This window comes from Bacillus sp. 5B6 (genome assembly GCF_000259405.1).
Taxonomy (GTDB): domain Bacteria; phylum Bacillota; class Bacilli; order Bacillales; family Bacillaceae; genus Bacillus; species Bacillus velezensis.
On the sequence record NZ_AJST01000001.1, the window covers coordinates 529,284 to 547,365 of the forward strand.

At 46.1% G+C, this 18,082-nt stretch carries 16 protein-coding genes; 14 read left to right on the plus strand and 2 right to left on the minus strand.

The annotated features are described in order from the left end of the window. The first annotated feature begins 22 nt into the window (after nucleotides 1-22). Nucleotides 23-325, plus strand: a complete 303-nt coding sequence (locus tag MY7_RS02595; RefSeq protein ID WP_007408940.1) for a hypothetical protein — start codon at nucleotides 23-25, stop codon at nucleotides 323-325. 90 nt (nucleotides 326-415) lie between these two features. Beyond that, on the plus strand, nucleotides 416-1,060 hold the full coding sequence (locus tag MY7_RS02600) for a Bax inhibitor-1/YccA family protein (protein WP_007609945.1): 645 nt from the start codon (nucleotides 416-418) through the stop codon (nucleotides 1,058-1,060). Between the two features lie 38 nt (nucleotides 1,061-1,098). On the opposite strand, the gene MY7_RS02605 is transcribed toward MY7_RS02600, so the two are convergent. Continuing rightward, the gene (locus MY7_RS02605; RefSeq protein ID WP_007609948.1) at nucleotides 1,099-1,611 is read right to left on the minus strand and encodes a MarR family winged helix-turn-helix transcriptional regulator; all 513 of its coding nucleotides are present in this window, start codon (nucleotides 1,609-1,611) and stop codon (nucleotides 1,099-1,101) included. Between the two features lie 152 nt (nucleotides 1,612-1,763). Here MY7_RS02605 and MY7_RS02610 point away from each other — a divergent pair, with 152 nt between their 5' ends. Continuing rightward, nucleotides 1,764-2,885 carry an FAD-dependent oxidoreductase gene (locus MY7_RS02610; RefSeq protein ID WP_007609949.1) on the plus strand — a complete coding sequence of 374 codons (1,122 nt, stop codon included), beginning with the start codon at nucleotides 1,764-1,766 and terminating at the stop codon, nucleotides 2,883-2,885. Between the two features lie 36 nt (nucleotides 2,886-2,921). Here the strand turns inward: MY7_RS02610 and MY7_RS02615 are convergent, their stop codons facing one another. Further along, on the minus strand, nucleotides 2,922-3,992 hold the full coding sequence (locus MY7_RS02615; protein WP_007609950.1) for a DUF3900 domain-containing protein: 1,071 nt from the start codon (nucleotides 3,990-3,992) through the stop codon (nucleotides 2,922-2,924). A 164-nt stretch (nucleotides 3,993-4,156) separates the two neighbouring features. Between MY7_RS02615 and MY7_RS02620 the strand changes: the two genes are divergently transcribed. The 11 genes from MY7_RS02620 (at nucleotide 4,157) to MY7_RS02670 (ending at nucleotide 18,068) form a co-directional block, all read left to right on the plus strand. Further along, nucleotides 4,157-7,339 (plus strand): bifunctional cytochrome P450/NADPH--P450 reductase, encoded by a 3,183-nt coding sequence (locus MY7_RS02620; protein WP_007609952.1) that lies wholly within the window; start codon nucleotides 4,157-4,159, stop codon nucleotides 7,337-7,339. 477 nt (nucleotides 7,340-7,816) lie between these two features. Then, nucleotides 7,817-8,410, plus strand: a complete 594-nt coding sequence (locus tag MY7_RS02625) for a hypothetical protein (protein ID WP_029326182.1) — start codon at nucleotides 7,817-7,819, stop codon at nucleotides 8,408-8,410. Continuing rightward, a complete protein-coding gene (locus tag MY7_RS02630; RefSeq protein ID WP_007609957.1) occupies nucleotides 8,403-8,714 on the plus strand; it encodes a winged helix-turn-helix domain-containing protein in 312 nt (103 codons plus the stop codon). Before MY7_RS02625 ends, MY7_RS02630 begins: the two co-directional genes overlap by 8 nt. Next, complete coding sequence (locus MY7_RS02635; RefSeq protein WP_007609958.1) at nucleotides 8,715-9,605, plus strand: ABC transporter ATP-binding protein; 891 nt, start codon at nucleotides 8,715-8,717, stop codon at nucleotides 9,603-9,605. 14 nt (nucleotides 9,606-9,619) lie between these two features. Then, nucleotides 9,620-10,360 carry an ABC transporter permease gene (locus MY7_RS02640; RefSeq protein WP_007609959.1) on the plus strand — a complete coding sequence of 247 codons (741 nt, stop codon included), beginning with the start codon at nucleotides 9,620-9,622 and terminating at the stop codon, nucleotides 10,358-10,360. Between the two features lie 749 nt (nucleotides 10,361-11,109). Further along, nucleotides 11,110-13,038, plus strand: a complete 1,929-nt coding sequence (locus tag MY7_RS02645) for an LTA synthase family protein (protein WP_003155677.1) — start codon at nucleotides 11,110-11,112, stop codon at nucleotides 13,036-13,038. 215 nt (nucleotides 13,039-13,253) lie between these two features. Next, nucleotides 13,254-14,018 (plus strand): glucose-1-phosphate cytidylyltransferase, encoded by a 765-nt coding sequence (gene rfbF / locus MY7_RS02650; RefSeq protein WP_029326183.1) that lies wholly within the window; start codon nucleotides 13,254-13,256, stop codon nucleotides 14,016-14,018. Nucleotides 14,019-14,024: 6 nt separating this feature from the next. Next, a complete protein-coding gene (locus MY7_RS02655; protein WP_007609972.1) occupies nucleotides 14,025-14,993 on the plus strand; it encodes a GDP-mannose 4,6-dehydratase in 969 nt (322 codons plus the stop codon). Between the two features lie 23 nt (nucleotides 14,994-15,016). Beyond that, nucleotides 15,017-15,928, plus strand: coding sequence for a putative nucleotide-diphospho-sugar transferase (locus MY7_RS02660; protein ID WP_015239358.1), 912 nt, complete (start codon nucleotides 15,017-15,019; stop codon nucleotides 15,926-15,928). Between the two features lie 28 nt (nucleotides 15,929-15,956). Then, nucleotides 15,957-17,117, plus strand: coding sequence for a glycosyltransferase family 2 protein (locus MY7_RS02665; RefSeq protein WP_007408950.1), 1,161 nt, complete (start codon nucleotides 15,957-15,959; stop codon nucleotides 17,115-17,117). Nucleotides 17,118-17,132: 15 nt separating this feature from the next. Then, nucleotides 17,133-18,068, plus strand: a complete 936-nt coding sequence (locus MY7_RS02670; protein ID WP_029326185.1) for a hypothetical protein — start codon at nucleotides 17,133-17,135, stop codon at nucleotides 18,066-18,068. The last annotated feature ends 14 nt before the right edge of the window (nucleotides 18,069-18,082 follow it).

Here is an 18,082-nt window from a genome sequence, read left to right on the forward strand (position 1 = left end):
CCAATGACAGGAGGCGGTACATATGAAGCATTCAACTGTTCCTTTCCGGGAGAGCCGGTATCTGCACCTGCCCGAAGTGCGCTTTCTGCATTGGTGCACGAAGCAATACGGCATTAACAAAGGCGTGCTCAATACAATTGACGGCTGGTTTTATGATGCGGGCGTCATTCCGATTCCCGTCAGGCGTCTTTATGTGCTGGCATTTCTCGATTTCGCGAAAACGCCGGGGCAGAAGGGGAATATTCGATTCGGGCACGGCGGATTGACGAAAAAACTGCATGATTTCATGGATATGCAGGAGTGCGCAGCAAAACGTCAGGCCTGACATCCTTAAAATCTTCTTAAAATCATACAAATTTCTCCCATTTTATTTATAATAGACCTATCACGATCATTTTTTGGGAGGACTTTTGACATGCAAACTGCTGCTTATGAGAGCAAACAATCTATTATGCAGCGCATTATAACGGTATTTGTGTTTACACTGTTAGTTGCGACAATCGGCCTGTATACGGGCCAGTTCATTCCGCCGGCATTGATGCTGCCGCTGTCGGTCTTAGAGGTCGCCATGATCATCGCCGCATTTTGGCTGCGCCGAAAAAAAGCCGTCGGATATGTGTTTGTGTTTTCATTCGCTTTCATTTCCGGAATGACGCTGTTTCCGATTATCAGCCATTATGCGTCCGCAGCGGGGGCCTATGTCGTATTCGAGGCATTCGGTTCATCGTTTGTGATTTTTGCGGTGCTCGGCACGATCGGCGCTAAGACGAAAAAGGACTTGTCGTTTTTATGGTCCTTCTTGCTTGTCGCTGTTATCGCGCTTCTCGCAGTGGGGATCTTTAATATTTTCAGCCCGCTGAATTCAGCCGCCATGATGGCGTATTCCGTCATCGGAACGATTGTGTTTTCAATGTACATCTTATACGATCTGAACCAGATCAAGCACCGGGACATCACGGCTGACTTGATTCCTTTGATGGCATTGACGCTTTATATCGACTTTATTAACTTGTTTATCAACCTGCTACGGTTTTTCGGAATTTTAAACAGTGATGATTAACCGCGCGAAAAAGGCGCCCTGCTGAGAGGGGCGCCTTTTTATGTTCTGCCGCCGGAAAACAGCAGAAGCTTATCAAATAATACTTCAAGCATTTTTGTCAATTCCGCTTTTTGTTCAGCGGTGAAGCTTTCCATGACTCCTGAAATATTGGAGAAGTGGCCGGGAAGAAACAGCATCAGCTTTTCTTTTCCTTCCCTTGTGAGTTCGATGCTGATTTTTCGTCTGTCGCCGGTATGCGGGCTGCGGTTTACAAAGCCGTCCCGTGCGAGTCCGTCGATCAATCCGGTGATGGTCGCTTTGGTGACATTGGATTTTTTTGCCAGCTCTGTCGGACTCAGGCTGTGGCCGGGTGCGTCAAACAGAAACATCAAAATTTTGAATTTCCCTTCGGACAATCCGTGACTTGAGAAATAATGCTCCATGACCTGATTCATTTTTTTAGACATATCAAATAACGTCAAAAATGTTTTCAATGATTCAGCATCCATATCGGCGTAAATCTCAGCGCGTCCGGCAATCTGCGAGTAATCCGGCAAATGTCTCAACTCCATTTTTGTAAGCCTCCGTACCATTTTAGTGATTCAAAGTATAAGCTTGCCGGATTCAAAAGGCAACCTATAAAGATTGACAGTTTTTCAGCCTATATAGTAAGGTGGCTAATAGTTAATGAATGATAAATAAAAATAGATAAGGCGGTATCGTGATGAACCATGAAGTGAAAAAGATCATCATAGCGGGCGGAGGGATCGGCGGCCTGTCCGCAGCGATTTCTCTCGGCAGAGCGGGTTTTGAAGTGACCCTTTGCGAGGCGGCGTCCGACATGCGAAAAAGCGGAGCGGGCATTCTCCAGCCTCAAAATGCGCTGCGGGTGCTTCGGGAAATCGGTGTGTATGATGAATGCTGTCAACACGGCTTTCAAACGGAATGGCTGAAGCAGCATGATGAAAACGGAACGCTGCAGTTTAAAGTGAGTGAGGCGTTTTTAGATGATTCATTGCCGGGACGGAATAATATGTTGCGGCAAACGTTAAACGTTATCCTCAAAAAGCATGCTGAAGCGGCGGGGGTCACGATTCTGCTCGGTAAAAAAGTCGTGTCTTACGAAGAAACGGCAGATGACATAACGGTGCATTGTGCAGACGGAACCGCGATGACGGCTGACATTCTCGCCGGCTTTGACGGCATCCGCTCCGCTGTCCGCGATCAAATGCTGCAAAGAGAAGTGAAAACGGAGTATCTCGGCATGGGAGCGCACAGATTTTACATTTCTTTTCCCGAGCCGGTTTTTCATGATTCGACACTGATGTATAAAAAAGGGCAGACGCAGGTCGGAGTCGTGCCGCTCTCTGAAAAAACAGGATACGTATTTATCATCCGGCCGTATGACGCTGACTTCAGGGATGATGAGGACACGCGTTTTGAACGGGTGAGAGACTTGCTGCGCGGAATTCCGGGAGTGAAGTTTGTGACAGAGAATATGTCAAAGGAATATCCCGTTTTGTTTCATAAGATTGAGCAGATGGCGGTTAAAGAACCGTGGCACAGAGGCCGCGTCGTTCTGGGCGGGGATGCCGTCCATGCAGGAGCGCCGACATTGGCGCAGGGAGCGGCGATGGCGATTGAAGACGCGATTGTGCTTAGTGAAGAACTGCAAAAACACGAAAACCATGAAATTGCATGTCATGCATACTTCGAAAGACGGGCGGAGCGGGCATTACAGGTGCAGAATCTCTCATCTGAAATCGTCCGCCGCGAGATAAAGAGAACGCCCGGCGTCCAAGACATCATCAGTGAATGCTATCGATTGCTCAAAGAGCCTTATTAAATAAAGAAAGTCCAGAACATGGCGTCTGGACTTTTGTCAGTCTTGTTCAGATTTATTCCGTATCCGCTCAATCACCTCATGCAGCCCCTCAGGCTTGTGAAACTCCACCGGCGAACTGCCTTTTTCAAACGAGATCGTCTCCGCCTCAATGAGCGCGACATAGCGCCCGTTCACTTTTGCGAGATGGATGGATTCGCCGAAATCAGCCAGTAATCCTTTAATCTCTGTTTCTCCGACTTTCATTTTCAGCTCGGCTTCCGGCGTGTGTTCAATGATTTGCGCGGATGCCTCGATGACTTGATGGGTGTCGAGGCGCTCCTGAATTTCCCGCTTTTCACTCGCTTCCCAAATTTCAATGTCATGCTCAAACTGCTGAAGCTCTTCGCTGTTTTCTTCAAACGTTTCATACACGTGTTCCTGCACCATGTTCATGACTTGGCTTTTCATGATTTCCGGCATCGATTCGCCGTATTCGACAAATTTGAGAAAATCTTCGAAATAACGGGCGTGCGAGGCCTGGTGGATTTTCAGCTCATGCTCCTCCGTCATGCCTTCTTCCGGCATATACGGATATTGAATGCTTTTCATGTTTTTTGTCGTGATGGCCATTTCGACCTTTTTAATAAGAGACGAGGCGTCTGAGATGCGGGCGACTTTCGGCTCGAAATCGCATTTCATCATAAAGACGAATTTGTCTTCAAAATACTTGCGCGGAACGGCCGATGCCACGATAAAGACACCGCCGCGCACGGCGCTCGTGTCAAGGTAAGTGCGGACGAACTGCTCGCTTGCCTCGATAAATGCTTCCTTCGTATCCGCAAGTCTGGCGCGGTTGAAAAGGTTGTAATTCGGATTTGAATCAAGCTCATGGCCCGGCTCCGTGATAAAATGGCCGATTTTTGTGGGGACCTGCTCAGATTGCGGATGCCGTTCGGCTTTCCGTTTGACGATTTTCTTCAATTCCCCGTCAAGAAAATCCTTCAGCTCGCTTTCTTCAAATTCTTCCGTGTCAAGCGTCTGGAAATGTTTGAACTGTTTGTTTGCCTGTTCGTCTTTTCCTTCCACTTGAATGACATAAAACGATAAAAACTTGATTTCAAAATCCATATGTGAACTCACCTTATTTCTGTATTTAACAAGCCTCTCCAGTATAGAAAAAACCGTTATCGATCGTCAATCCGATGATTGATCCGTGACGGCGGATAATCGGCCGGTGAAAAGGGCAATGTAGTTGGAAGGAACGCATCAACGTGTTAGAAAGGGTGTTATTCATGAAGGAAACAGGTCCGATTCCGCAGCCGAAGACATTCGGCCCGCTCGGCAATCTTCCTTTGCTTGATAAAGACAAGCCTACAATGTCGCTTATCAAACTGGCAAACGAGCAGGGGCCTATTTTTCAGCTGCATACGCCGGCGGGCGCCATTATCGTCGTGTCCGGCCATGAACTGGTGAAAGAGGTTTGTGATGAAGAGCGGTTCGATAAAAGCATTGAAGGGGCTTTGGAGAAAGTCCGGGCGTTTTCCGGCGACGGGCTGTTTACAAGCTGGACGCATGAGCCTAACTGGCGAAAGGCGCATAATATTCTGATGCCGACCTTCAGCCAGCGCGCGATGAAAGATTACCATTCGATGATGACTGATATCGCGGTGCAGCTGATTCAAAAATGGGCTAGGCTGAACCCGGATGAGGCCGTCGATGTGCCTGCTGATATGACCCGTCTGACGCTCGATACGATCGGGCTTTGCGGCTTTAACTATCGGTTTAACAGCTATTACAGGGAAACGCCTCATCCGTTTATCAACAGCATGGTGCGCGCCCTTGATGAAGCGATGCACCAAATGCAGCGCCTTGATGTTCAGGATAAGCTTATGATCAGGACGAAGCGCCAATTTCATCATGACATTCAGGCGATGTTTTCGTTAGTAGACAGTATTATCGCAGAGCGCCGGTCAGGCGGCCGGGATGAAAAGGATCTGCTGGCCAGAATGCTGAATGTGGAAGACCCGGAAACGGGCGAAAAACTTGATGATGAAAATATTCGGTTTCAAATCATCACGTTTTTAATTGCCGGCCACGAAACGACCAGCGGCCTGCTTTCCTTTGCCATCTACTTTCTGCTGAAACATCCCCATGTTTTGGAAAAAGCCTATGAAGAAGCCGATCGGGTTTTGACCGATCCCGTTCCTTCTTATAAACAAGTGCTAGAGCTTAGTTATATCCGAATGATTTTGCAGGAGTCATTGCGCTTATGGCCGACCGCGCCTGCGTTCAGCCTTTATGCGAAAGAGGATACGGTGATCGGCGGGAAATATCCGATCACGCCGAAAGACAGAATTTCCGTCTTAATTCCCCAGCTTCACCGTGATAAAGACGCGTGGGGAGACAATGCGGAGGAATTTTATCCGGAGCGGTTTGAACATCCTGATCAAGTGCCTCACCATGCGTATAAGCCGTTTGGAAACGGTCAGAGGGCGTGTATCGGTATGCAGTTCGCCCTGCATGAAGCAACCCTTGTTCTGGGGATGATTCTGCAGCATTTTACCTTTATCGATCACACCGATTATGAGCTCGATATTAAACAGACACTAACGATCAAGCCCGGCGACTTTCATATCCGGGTGCGGCCGAGAAACAAAGAAGCCGTTGCGGCTGCTCTCCCGGCGGCTGAAAAAGCGGCGGAAGACGTCGGAAAAGAAAAACGGGAAACAAAAGGCGCATCCATTATCGGGCTTGATAACCGACCGCTTCTGATTCTGTACGGCTCAGATACGGGAACCGCAGAAGGCGTGGCGCGGGAGCTTGCCGATACTGCCGGGATGCACGGCGTCCGGACTGAAACGGCGCCTTTAAATGACCGGATCGGAAAACTGCCGAAAGAAGGAGCTCTCTTGATCATTACGTCCTCTTATAACGGAAAGCCTCCGAGCAACGCGGCACAATTCGTTCAATGGCTTGAAGAAGTCAAACCGGGGGAACTGGAAGGCGTCCGATATGCCGTCTTCGGCTGCGGTGATCATAACTGGGCGGCGACATATCAGGCTGTACCGAGGCTTATTGATGAGAAGCTTGCCGAAAAAGGGGCGGAACGCTTTTCCTCCCGGGGCGAAGGGGACGTCAGCGGCGATTTTGAAGGAAAGCTTGATGAATGGAAAAAAAGCATGTGGACGGACGCCATGAAGGTATTCGGTCTCAAGCTGAATGAAAATGCCGAAAAAGAGCGAAGTGCGCTGGGCCTTCAATTTGTCAGCGGGCTTGGCGGGTCTCCTTTGGCACAGACGTATGAAGCGGTTTACGCATCCGTTGCGGAAAACAGGGAACTTCAGGCGCCGGAAAGCGGCCGGAGCACAAGGCATATCGAAATCACTCTGCCGAAAGAGGCTGCCTATCATGAGGGGGATCATCTCGGCGTGCTGCCGGTAAACAGCAAAGAGCAGGTCAGCCGTGTTCTCCGCCGGTTCAATCTGAACGGGAATGATCAAGTTCTGCTGACGGCCAGCGGGCAGAGCGCGGCTCATCTCCCGCTCGATCGGCCGGTCAGGCTGCATGATCTTCTGAGCAGCTGTGTCGAATTGCAGGAAGCGGCATCAAGAGCTCAAATCCGGGAAATGGCCGCTTATACGGCCTGTCCGCCGCACAAACGGGAATTGGAAGATTTTCTTGAGGAGGGCGTCTATCAGGAGGAAATCTTAACATCGCGCGTCTCAATGCTCGATCTTCTTGAAAAATATGAAGCGTGTGAACTTCCGTTTGAGCGATTTCTGGAGCTTTTGCGTCCGCTGAAGCCGCGGTATTATTCGATTTCAAGTTCGCCTCGGAAACATCCCGGGCAGGCCTCAATTACCGTCGGCGTCGTTCGCGGCCCCGCCCGGAGCGGTTTGGGTGAGTATCGCGGAGTCGCTTCGAATTATTTAGCGGACCGCGGCCCTGAGGATGGTATCGTGATGTTTGTCCGCACTCCGGAAACACGATTCCGGCTGCCGGAAGATCCGGAAAAACCGATTATTATGGTCGGTCCCGGCACAGGAGTCGCCCCGTTCCGCGGATTTCTGCAAGCCCGGGCGGCGTTAAAAAAAGAAGGAAAAGAGCTGGGGGAGGCTCATCTGTATTTCGGATGCAGAAACGATCATGATTTTATTTACCGTGATGAGCTTGAAGCTTATGAAAAAGACGGAATCGTGACGCTTCATACGGCTTTCTCCCGCAAAGAAGGCGTACCGAAAACGTATGTGCAGCACTTAATGGCGAAAGACGCCGGCGCTTTAATTTCCATCCTCGGCCGGGGAGGGCACCTCTACGTATGCGGCGACGGCAGCAAAATGGCGCCCGATGTAGAGACAACGCTGCAAAAAGCGTATCAGTCGGTCCACGAAACAGACGAGCGGCAAGCGCAAGAATGGCTTTTGGACCTCCAGACAAAAGGCATTTACGCAAAAGATGTTTGGGCGGGGATTTGACCGATTTGATGAAAAGGACTGGATGACTCCAGTCCTTTTTCCTTCAATAAAATGAATTGCTTTCCAATCGATATATATTCGGTTTGTCCAGCCGCCTGGTCAAGATGTCTTCCCTGCTTGACTCCCGGACCTTCTATTTTGGTCATTTCTAAAACCTGCAGAAATTGTCATCAGAAGTGTGTCTTTAAAAGCTTTACCGTATGTTCCTCCGTTAATTTAGAAATTCAGACAGCCATTGCATGCTATTAATTGATCATTTCATTTTGGTTGGAGATAAGCTTGCTTTGTTATTTTTTATTAGCATGTTTATATAAAGGACGTCTCGGCTGTATTGGAGGCATACCGGCGCAAGAAGTCCCATCTGCTGTTTCCAAGACTAAATAGTTGCGCCTATTTTGGATAAAACCTCTTTACAAATATATGGAATTAGAATATACTCTGTTTCACAAAGTACTTTGCAAAAGAGGAGCCTGTCTTATGTCAAATCAGAATTTTCGTGAAACAGAGATAGCCGAAAACTTATCTCATATCAAGGTCTTGACGAATTACAAGACTGAGTACTCAAGGCAAACCAGTCCATATTTCATTATTTGGGGCTGTATATGGATTATTGCGTATTCCGTTTCTTTATGTAAGGTACCTTCTGTAGTCCTCGCTTGTGTCTGGTTTATACTGGCAATAGTAGGGTGGATACTGACTTTGAAGACATATCTTAAGCAGAAACAATTTGATCCTATGCCCACTTTTTTAAAGAATCAATTAAAATATGCATGGATTGGATTCAGCTTCATGGTATTCATTTTTGTTTTCCTGATTTTAATGGGATTATTGCCGCGAACAGGAGAATTTCTATCATTTTTGATTGTTTTGATGGTGTCTATTATGTACATATTCTTAGGCATCGTGTTAACAAAAGAGATTTTTGTTATGGGGTTTTGGCTGAGCATACTCGGTATGCTTACATTCTGTTTATTTCCTGAGGCAATGAATATTGTTTTTGCATATATTGGCGGAGGCAGCCTATTACTTACAGGAATGATTTTGAAAAGAAAAGGGCAAGGAAATGAGTAATGTTAACAATATCAATGATTTAATACATGCCAAAGTACGGTTGGGAATTATGAGTTTACTGATGACTTATGATCAATGTGATTTTACTTTCCTGAAAAAGTCATTAGACATCACAGATGGGAATTTAGGTTCGCATCTGAAAAAGTTAGAAGATGCAGCTTATATAGAACTAACCAAGAAGTTCGTATCCAAAAAGCCGAAGACTATTGTTCAGATTACGAAAGAAGGGAAAGCAGCCTACAAGGAGTACATTAATACGATTGAATCCATATTTAAAATAAATAACAGTGGGGGAATGGTGTAAATGCTGCAAGTTGAACATATAAGTAAGCGCTATGGCACGACTCTGGCTTTGGACAATGTTGCTTTAACAATTCCGAAAGGAGTCTGCTATGGACTTGTTGGACCGAACGGATCCGGCAAATCTACCTTAATTAAGATCATCTCGCGCATCATCCGGGAATATGACGGTAAGGTTGAATTTGTTGGTAATGAAAATGGCAGATTGGGTTATGTTCCACAGGATATCAGCCTTGAAGAAAAATTAACCGCAAAGACCAACATGGAATTTTTCGGAAAGGTGCATGGACTGAATGGCTTAAAACTAAAGCAAACAACAAAAAAACTGTTAGAAGATATCGGGTTGTCAGAAAGGACAAACGACGTTGTGGAGAACTTTTCTGGGGGAATGAAGCGCCGTTTAAATATCGGGTGTGCATTAATGCACGATCCAGACTTAATTATTCTAGATGAGCCGACGGTAGGCGTGGATCCGCAATCACGCCGATACATTTTTAACATCGTAAATCGACTCAAAAAAGCCGGTAAAACCATTATTTATGTGAGTCATTACATGGAAGAGATTGAAACTCTTTGTGACTATGTAGCTTTTATCGACAGAGGGCAGATTATCGATGAAGGAGAAATAAATGAACTGCTTAAACGACATGAAGAATCATCTATTATGTTTAACTCCTCATTGTCTCATGAATTAATAAAGAGCCATGGTTTTGAGTTTTCAGTCGTTAATTCAGGGCTGATAATAAAAACCAAAAAACCTTTAGAAACCATGGAGCGCTTAATTAGGGTCAGTAAGGAAAACAATATTGTGCCTCATCAGTTGTTTTTATATAAACCAAAATTAGAAGATGTATTCTTTAAACTTACCGGCACTGATTTGCGTGATGAAGAATAAAGGGGGAATTTATCATGTTACCGCTCGCTCAAATTGAAACGCTAAAACAGTTAAAGGATAAGTCTCTGTTTTTTTGGACAATTATATTACCCATTGTGTCCATCATATTGCTGATTGAGCTATTTACGACAGACAGTACAAACAAAACTTTAGTAGCTTCACAATCTGTAACCGGTATGAGCGTATTCTTTTCTACATTCATTATTATCTCCATCGTTATAAGTTTTGTAAAGGATCGGGAAAAAGGAATTGTATCAAGACTGGCAAGTACCCCTTTAAAGCCTTATAACTTCTTCTTAGGAAAAAGCATTCCTTTTTTAGTCATAACTTTTATGCAAATTCTTCTCCTTTCTGTTTTAGGAATATTTCTGTATGATATTGAAATTAATAATTTTCCGGCGTATATGTGGGTTGTTGTATTGATATCTTTACTGGTTACATCCTGGGGAGTTGCCATTTCAGTCTTTGCAAAGACTGAAAATACCGGCTTGGTCATGACAAATGTGATTGCATTAGGTACCGCTGTTGTATGTGGTTTATGGACCCCTTATGATCAATTACCAAGCTATCTTCAAACTATTGGAATGCTCTTTCCTCAGTACTGGGCGCATCAAGGGTTAATTCAATCGGTCTCGACGATATCGGGAGGAGAAAGTCTAATATGGGTAACTCTTGTTGTACTGAGCTATACAATACTGGGATTTATAGTTTCTCTAATTGGATACCGGCATTACATTAAAATGGCAAGAAATTAGACCGCTGAAGAATGGGTCATTAAAACGCAGCTGGGACTAAAAGGAGAGCGGGAAATGATAAGTGAAAAACTAAAACTGTATGTCGAGGGAAAAAAACTCGTTATTGAACAGAAAAAAACGGAGCTAATTCCTTTATTGGCGGGTTTGATGAAACCAGTTCACAATTTTTTTCGCTAATGAGAAACAGAAATTTGCAAGACGCGTTAAGGTCCAGTGTTGGGGAACAGTTTAAGCATTCACAAATGCCAGCTCTGCTGCATGGTTGGATTATAAAAAACAAAAGGTATACGTGAAGAAAGTATATCTTTAGGGTCTAAGCGATAATTTGACAGGTAAAGGACTGGATGACTCCAGTCTTTTTTTTACATCAGCCAAAAAAACCTTCAAGTTTTTCAGCCCCTTTGCATACAATAACTTCAGCCCGCCTGTTGGGCGGCTGTCTTTGATATTCATTTTTCGTTTTTAGAAGTTTGTGTTATTCTTATATTTGGTATCTCCTATTTTCAGACCGGGTCTGAATACGGTACCTTTTAATGCCAGAAAAAAATGTGAAACGAAGAACGGATATCCTGCGTCTAATGGCTGGCGGGATAAGATGTTCAATGGGCATGACACGAATGATAAATATATCGTTTTTTTAAATGGTGTGTTTATGGGGCTGTGTGATGCTTTCGTTTTGCTCGGAAAGCAGGAATTGAAGCAAAAAGTAAGAATACAGATTTAAAGTGTTTAGGAAAGTAGAGGTTGCCATGAAGAAATTATTTTCTTACAGACTTAGTTTTTTTGTACTGGCTATTATTTTGTTTTGGGCCAAAACGTATTTAGCCTATCATGCTGAATTCAACCTTGGGGTGAAGGGTCCGACGCAGCAGTTTCTGCTTGTGATCAATCCGTTCTCAAGCGCCATTTTCTTTTTAGGACTGGCATTGTTTGCGAAAGGCCGCAAATCAGCGATTATCATGGTGATTATTGATTTCATCATGACGTTTATTTTGTATGCAAATATCCTATTCTATCGATTCTTCGATGATTTCTTGACATTCCCTAACTTAAAGCAATCCGGTAATGTCGGAAATATGGGAGACGGCATCTTCAGCATTATGTCCGGCCATGATATTTTATACTTTGTTGATATTATTATTTTAATCGCGCTTCTGGTGTGGAGACGTGAGCTGAAGGAATTCAAGCTGAAAAAACGGTATACGTCATTAATTATCGTGACGGGTATTGTTTTGTTCTTCGTGAACCTGGCGATTGCCGAAGAGGACCGCCCGGAGCTGCTGACAAGAACGTTTGACCGTAATTACATTGTAAAATACTTAGGCCTTTATAATTACACGATTTATGACGGCGTACAGACGGCGCAGACGGAATCACAGCGGGCATATGCCAGCAGCGATGACCTGACGAGCGTTGAAAACTACACATCGTCGCATTATGCGAAGCCGAACGCCGAGTATTTCGGCAAGGCCAAAGGCAAAAACATTATTAAGATTCACTTGGAAAGTTTCCAATCGTTTTTGATCAACTACAAACTTGACGGAAAAGAAGTCACGCCGTTCCTGAATAAACTCGCACGCGGCGGAGAGGACATGACGTACTTTGATAACTTTTTCCACCAAACGGGCCAAGGTAAAACATCTGACGCCGAGCTGATGATGGATAACAGCCTGTTCGGACTGCCTGAAGGATCAGCCTTCGTGACAAAAGGGGAAAACACGTATCAATCGCTTCCTGCCATCCTTGACCAAAGTGAGGGCTATACAAGCGCCGTTTTACACGGTGACTACAAATCATTCTGGAACCGTGACCAGATTTACAAACATATCGGCTACGATAAATTCTTTGACGCCAGCACATACGATATGTCTGATGACAACCTTGTCAATATGGGACTGAAGGATAAACCATTCTTCAAAGAATCCATTCCGAAGCTTCAATCGCTGAAACAGCCGTTCTACGCGCATTTGCTCACGCTGACGAACCATTATCCGTTTACGCTTGATGAAAAAGACGCAACGATCGAAAAAGCGAAAACGGGCGACGCGACTGTGGATGACTATTTCCAGACGGCGCGTTATCTTGACGAAGCGCTTGAACAGTTCTTTAAAGATCTGAAGTCATCCGGTTTATATGACAACTCGGTGATTATGCTTTACGGAGACCATTACGGAATCTCTGAAAACCATAACCGCGCGATGAAAGAAATTCTCGGCAAAGAAATTACGCCTTATCAAAACGCGCAGAATCAGCGTGTGCCGCTTATGCTTCGCATCCCCGGCAAAAAAGGCGGGGTGAACCATACGTACGGCGGTGAAATGGACGTTGTGCCGACGATCCTTCACTTGGAAGGCATCGATTCTAAGAAATATATTAATTTCGGCACCGATCTCTTCTCGAAAGACCATGATGATACGGTGACGTTCCGCAACGGAGATTACGTCACGCCGAAATATACTTCCATCTCCAATGTCGTATACGATACGAAGACAGGGAAAGAACTGAAAGGCAATCAGGAAACGAAAAACCTGAAAGCCAGAGTCACAGAGCAGCTGAAGCTGTCTGACAGCGTGATGTACAAAGACCTGCTCAGATTCCACAAATTGAGCGACTTTACGCCGGTTGATCCGTCTAAATATCATTACGGCAAAGAAAAGCTGAATCAGGATAATAAATAATAGAAAGAGCCTTACGGAATTTCCGTGAGGCTCTTTTTTTTTGTGTATCTTCACCAATCTGAAAAAAGAGAGAGCTTTTGGTCACAAAGGGCGCCAATCTCTCATATCTTACAGTAGATTTTGAAACCGGTGGTAGAGAATCGGACAAATTATCGGGTTGGTTTCTCTTATACGGGCGGTTTCGAATCCAATATTCACAGAGAAGAGGGGTAGAGATGAAAGCAGTCATTCTCTGCGGCGGAAAAGGAACGAGAATGAGCGAAATCACCAATGAACGTCCCAAACCGCTCGCCATGATAGGCGGCAAACCGATTCTATGGCATATTATGAAACTCTATCAATACTATGGCGTGAACGAATTTATCCTGCTTCTTGGTTTCAAAGGAGAGATGATTAAGGAATATTTCTTAGATTATGACTGGAAGAATCACAGCATGACGCTGGACAGCTCTACCGGAGAAGTGCGGATATTGGGAAAATCCGAGCCGTGGAAAATCACTTTTTTAGACACGGGGGAACACACGCAGACAGCGGGGCGGCTTTTACAGGCGAAGGACATCATCGGTGATGAAACCTTTCTTATGACGTACGGGGACGGACTGGCGAACATCAACCTGTTTCATCTGATCAGCTATCATCAATCAAAAGGGGCTGCGGCGACCGTCACCGGTATAGAAAAGACCTCGCAATTCGGAACGCTGACGGTTGAAGACGGTATGGCGAAAAGCTTTTCTGAAAAAACCTCAAGTGACGGCATCATCAACGGCGGATTTTTCGTGCTCAGCCCGAAGGTATTTGATTATCTGCCGAAAGACAGGGACGTCATGTTTGAAGAAGAACCGCTGAAGGAGCTGGCGAAAGACGGCGAATTGGCGGTATACCGGCATCACGGTTTCTGGACGGCGATCGATACGTATAAAAATCTGCTGGAAATCAACAACATGTGGGACCGGGGACAACATGTATGGAAGGTATGGTGATCAAGTTTGAGTTTCTGGAAAAATAAAAATGTGTTTGTGACGGGATGTACAGGTCTTTTAGGAAGCTGCTTGGTGAAGGAACTGATCGATCAGGGGGCCAATGTGACGGGACTTGTCCGTGACACTGTGCCCAAGTCGAACCTGTATCAGGGAGAACAAGTGAAGCAAATGAATATCGTGCAGGGCGTGCTTGAGGATCTGGATGTGATTGAACGGGCGCTGGGCGAATATGAAATTGACACGGTCTTTCATTTAGCCGCTCAGGCGATTGTCGGCGTCGCAAACCGCAATCCGATTTCCACATTTGAAGCCAATATTCTCGGCACATGGAACATCCTTGAAGCGTGCCGCAGGCATCCGCTCATCAAGCGGGTGATCGTCGCGTCCAGTGATAAAGCGTACGGCGACCAGCCGGTACTGCCGTACGATGAAAACATGCCTCTTCAGGGCAAACATCCGTATGACGTATCAAAAAGCTGTGCCGATTTATTAAGCCACACATATTTTAATACGTACGGACTTCCGGTCTGTATTACGCGCTGCGGCAACTTGTACGGCGGCGGAGATTTGAACTTCAATCGGATTATTCCGCAGACGATTCAGCTCGTGCTGAACGGTGAAGCGCCGGAAATCCGCAGCGACGGCACATTTATCCGTGATTATTTTTACATCGAGGATGCGGTCGAGGCATACCTTTTGCTGGCGGAAAAGATGGAGGAGCTCAATCTTGCGGGAGAAGCGTTCAACTTCAGCAATGAGATTCAGCTGACGGTGCTGGAGCTTGTAGAAAAAATTCTTAAGGCCATGGACAGTGACCTCAAGCCGAAAGTGCTCAACCAGGGGAGCCACGAAATCAAGCACCAATATTTATCGGCGGAAAAGGCGAGGAAGCTTCTGAATTGGATGCCCGCGCATACCATTGATGAAGGATTGGAAAAAACGATCGAATGGTATAAAGCCTTTTTTCAAAAGTAACAGAAACAGAGGTGAGAGAAGACGTGACAAGCGCATATTGCACAGTTTTATCAAAAGGAAGGCTGTATCAGGCCATCGCTTTGTTCGGCTCATTGAAAGCGGTTCAGGCGGACGCCCCCATTTTTACTTTGTGTATGGATCAAGACACCTATGACGTGCTTCAGGCAATGCGGCAGGATAATGTCACCTTGATTCAGGTGTCCGCACTGGAAAATGAGGAGCTCCTTGAACTGAAGCGGACGAGGGATCAGAGCGAATATTGCTGGACGGTGAAGCCGGTATTTCTCGAATTCGTGCTGGACGGACATCCGGAATTAGAGCGTGTCACGTACATTGATGCCGATTTGTTTTTCTTCGCTGATCCGCGCGCGATTTTTGACAATCAGCCGGATTGTTCGGTGCTTCTGTCACGGGGCGATATCGTCATTCCCTCATTTGAAAAACAGGAAATCGACATGCTGCAGCGTCTTTTAGGCCGGTATAATTCCGGTTTTCTCAGCTTCAAAACCGACAGTGCCGGCACAGATTGTCTCAGATGGTGGAAAGAACGCTGCCTGGAAGAATGCAAAAATGCGCCGGGCGAAGGAAAATTCGGAGATCAAGGCTACTTGGATTACATGTCCGGCCTGTTCCCGAATGTGTGTGACATCACCACGCCCGGCGTGAATATCGGCCATTGGAATTACGGCCGCCACACATTTTCATGGAAGGACGGACGTCTTGTGCTTGAAGACGGAAGTCCGCTGATTTTCTATCATTTCAGCGGATACCGGATCGTTACAGCCGGCGACATTCGGCAGATTCATGAGACGGACCGGACCGACCTGCCGTTTGTCCATCAGCTTTATCAGGACATTCTGAAGCGGGTGATCGGGACGGTCAGCGCCGTCTGCCCGGAGTTCAGCGGCTTTGCATCTGAGGATGATAACAAATAAATGATCATATACAGGAAGTGAACGAAAAGTGAAGGCAAGCGTCATTGTTCCCGCATATAATTCCAAGGAGAGGCTTTATAACAGCCTGCTGTCCCTGAATGAACAGGAATGCACAGAGCCGTTCGAAGTGATTGTGGCTGACAACGGTTCGGAAGACGGAACCTTATCCATGCTTGAATCATTCAGCGCGAATTTTCCGCTGATTTTTGTGAGAATTAAAGAAAACAGAGGGATCGCTTACGGCCGGAATCAGGCGGTCCGCAATGCCAGAGGCGATATTTTGATCTTCCATGACAGCGATATGCTTGCTGAAAAAGATTTGGTGGCGAAGCATATCAAGGCTCATGAGAACCGGGACGATCTTGTCGTATGCGGTATGTTCTGGAAGCGGATTTACAGCTTTTATTATGACCGTTTTGAAAAAGAGCATAAGGAAAAACTCGCCGAACTGTATGAAGAGCTGCCGGGCGATAAAGAGCCGCTCCTCGATGAAAGTGACATCAGAGACGGAAGTTTTCTTGACCAATGCTTTGATTTAGATACCGACTTTATCCGTGTGCTGAAAAGCATTTTGGAAAAATACGGAGATGATTTGAACGGCTACCGTCTGCCGTGGCGTTTTTTCATTACGAACAATTCGTCAGTCAAGAGACAGCACGTGGCAGATCTCGGCCTGTTTGATGAAGGCATTGTCAGATACGGCTTTGAAGATTATGATCTCGGCATCAGGCTTCATCAGTCGGGAATGAGATTTCAGCTGCGGCGCGATATCATGAGCGTCCATCAGGAGCATCCGAGCAACTGCGCTTCCGTTGATGATATCAGGGCGAATATCGCGTACATGTGCGACAAGTACAATGACATTCATTCGCTTGACGTGCACCTCGCGTTTAACGGCCCGTTTGACGCGGAGTTAACCAACAGCATGATGGCAGACATCGAAGTGCTGCTTGATTATGAGAAATATGAAAGTCTGCTGCACATTTTTCTCGAGCTGCTGCACGCGGTTAAAGACCGCAACCTCGACCCGGACTGGAAGACGAAAAGCCCGCGTATCACGGCGAACAGCTTCAATCTGCCGGAGGTCGGAAAGCTTTTGGCAAAAGCGGAAAAAAAGCTGGGCGTCACGCACTTTGCAAGGGCGTTCAAAGCGCTGGCTGCTGATTTACTGCATGTGGATCTTAAATAAATTGGATGTGATATGGTGAGTAAATATCATTTTTCAACCATTGTTTCCAGAACGCATATCTTTAAACTGATGCCGATGATTCATTCTCTCCATGAGCATTGCCGGGATTTTCATCTGTATGTGCTGTGTGTCGACCAGAAAGCGTACGAACTGCTTCAGCAGGTGCCGTGGGAACATGTCACGGCGGTTCAGCTCCATGAAATGGAGGACCCGGAGCTGCTTGAAGCAAAGGGCGGCCGGACGTTTCATGAATATTGCTGGACGCTGAAGCCGGCATTTCTGTTCCATGTGATGACAGAGTATGATGAAGCTGAATATTTTGCCCACTTGGACACCGATCTCTTTTTCTTCTCAGATGCGGGCGAGCTGTTTGCGGAAAAGCCGGGTGCTTCCCTTTTTCTGACGGATCACCGCAATTCAGAACGGTTTGCGTCTTATTACAAGCTGACGGGGCAGTACAACACCGGGTTTGTCGGCGCGCGGAATACCGGGGAAGCGTATCGGGCGGTCTGGCAGTGGAGACAGGATTGCATCTCCTATTGTACGGTGGAGATGAATGAAGAAAAAAAGACATACGGTGACCAAAGGTATGTTGAAAAGTGGCCCGCGCAGTTTGACGTTCATGTCACGGAGTCGATCGGCGCGAATGCGGCGCTGTGGAATATTGAGCAATATGACGTCAGCCTGCGCGACGGGGCTGTATATGTCAATGACACCCCGCTGATTTTTTATCATTTTTCAGGCTTTACGCTCGTCACGGAGAACGAATTCAATCTGTGCTGGTACTATCACATTGATGACGAGGCGACAGTCAATATAATTTACGTGCCGTACATCAAAAACGTAAAAAAATGGATTGATGAAATTCAAAAAGCGTTTCCTGATTTCAGAGACGGATTTATTCCGAAATATGCGGTTCCTGACACTCATTTTTATACGGTTGAAACATAAAATCCCTGCCGAAA

Coding starts and splice junctions, on each gene's coding strand:
- MY7_RS02595 (WP_007408940.1), top strand. CDS start 23: ATGAAGCATTCAACTGTTCCTTTCCGGGAGAGCCGGTATCTGCACCTG.
- MY7_RS02600 (WP_007609945.1), top strand. CDS start 416: ATGCAAACTGCTGCTTATGAGAGCAAACAATCTATTATGCAGCGCATT.
- MY7_RS02605 (WP_007609948.1), bottom strand. CDS start 1,611: ATGGAGTTGAGACATTTGCCGGATTACTCGCAGATTGCCGGACGCGCT.
- MY7_RS02610 (WP_007609949.1), top strand. CDS start 1,764: ATGAACCATGAAGTGAAAAAGATCATCATAGCGGGCGGAGGGATCGGC.
- MY7_RS02615 (WP_007609950.1), bottom strand. CDS start 3,992: ATGGATTTTGAAATCAAGTTTTTATCGTTTTATGTCATTCAAGTGGAA.
- MY7_RS02620 (WP_007609952.1), top strand. CDS start 4,157: ATGAAGGAAACAGGTCCGATTCCGCAGCCGAAGACATTCGGCCCGCTC.
- MY7_RS02625 (WP_029326182.1), top strand. CDS start 7,817: ATGTCAAATCAGAATTTTCGTGAAACAGAGATAGCCGAAAACTTATCT.
- MY7_RS02630 (WP_007609957.1), top strand. CDS start 8,403: ATGAGTAATGTTAACAATATCAATGATTTAATACATGCCAAAGTACGG.
- MY7_RS02635 (WP_007609958.1), top strand. CDS start 8,715: ATGCTGCAAGTTGAACATATAAGTAAGCGCTATGGCACGACTCTGGCT.
- MY7_RS02640 (WP_007609959.1), top strand. CDS start 9,620: ATGTTACCGCTCGCTCAAATTGAAACGCTAAAACAGTTAAAGGATAAG.
- MY7_RS02645 (WP_003155677.1), top strand. CDS start 11,110: ATGAAGAAATTATTTTCTTACAGACTTAGTTTTTTTGTACTGGCTATT.
- rfbF (WP_029326183.1), top strand. CDS start 13,254: ATGAAAGCAGTCATTCTCTGCGGCGGAAAAGGAACGAGAATGAGCGAA.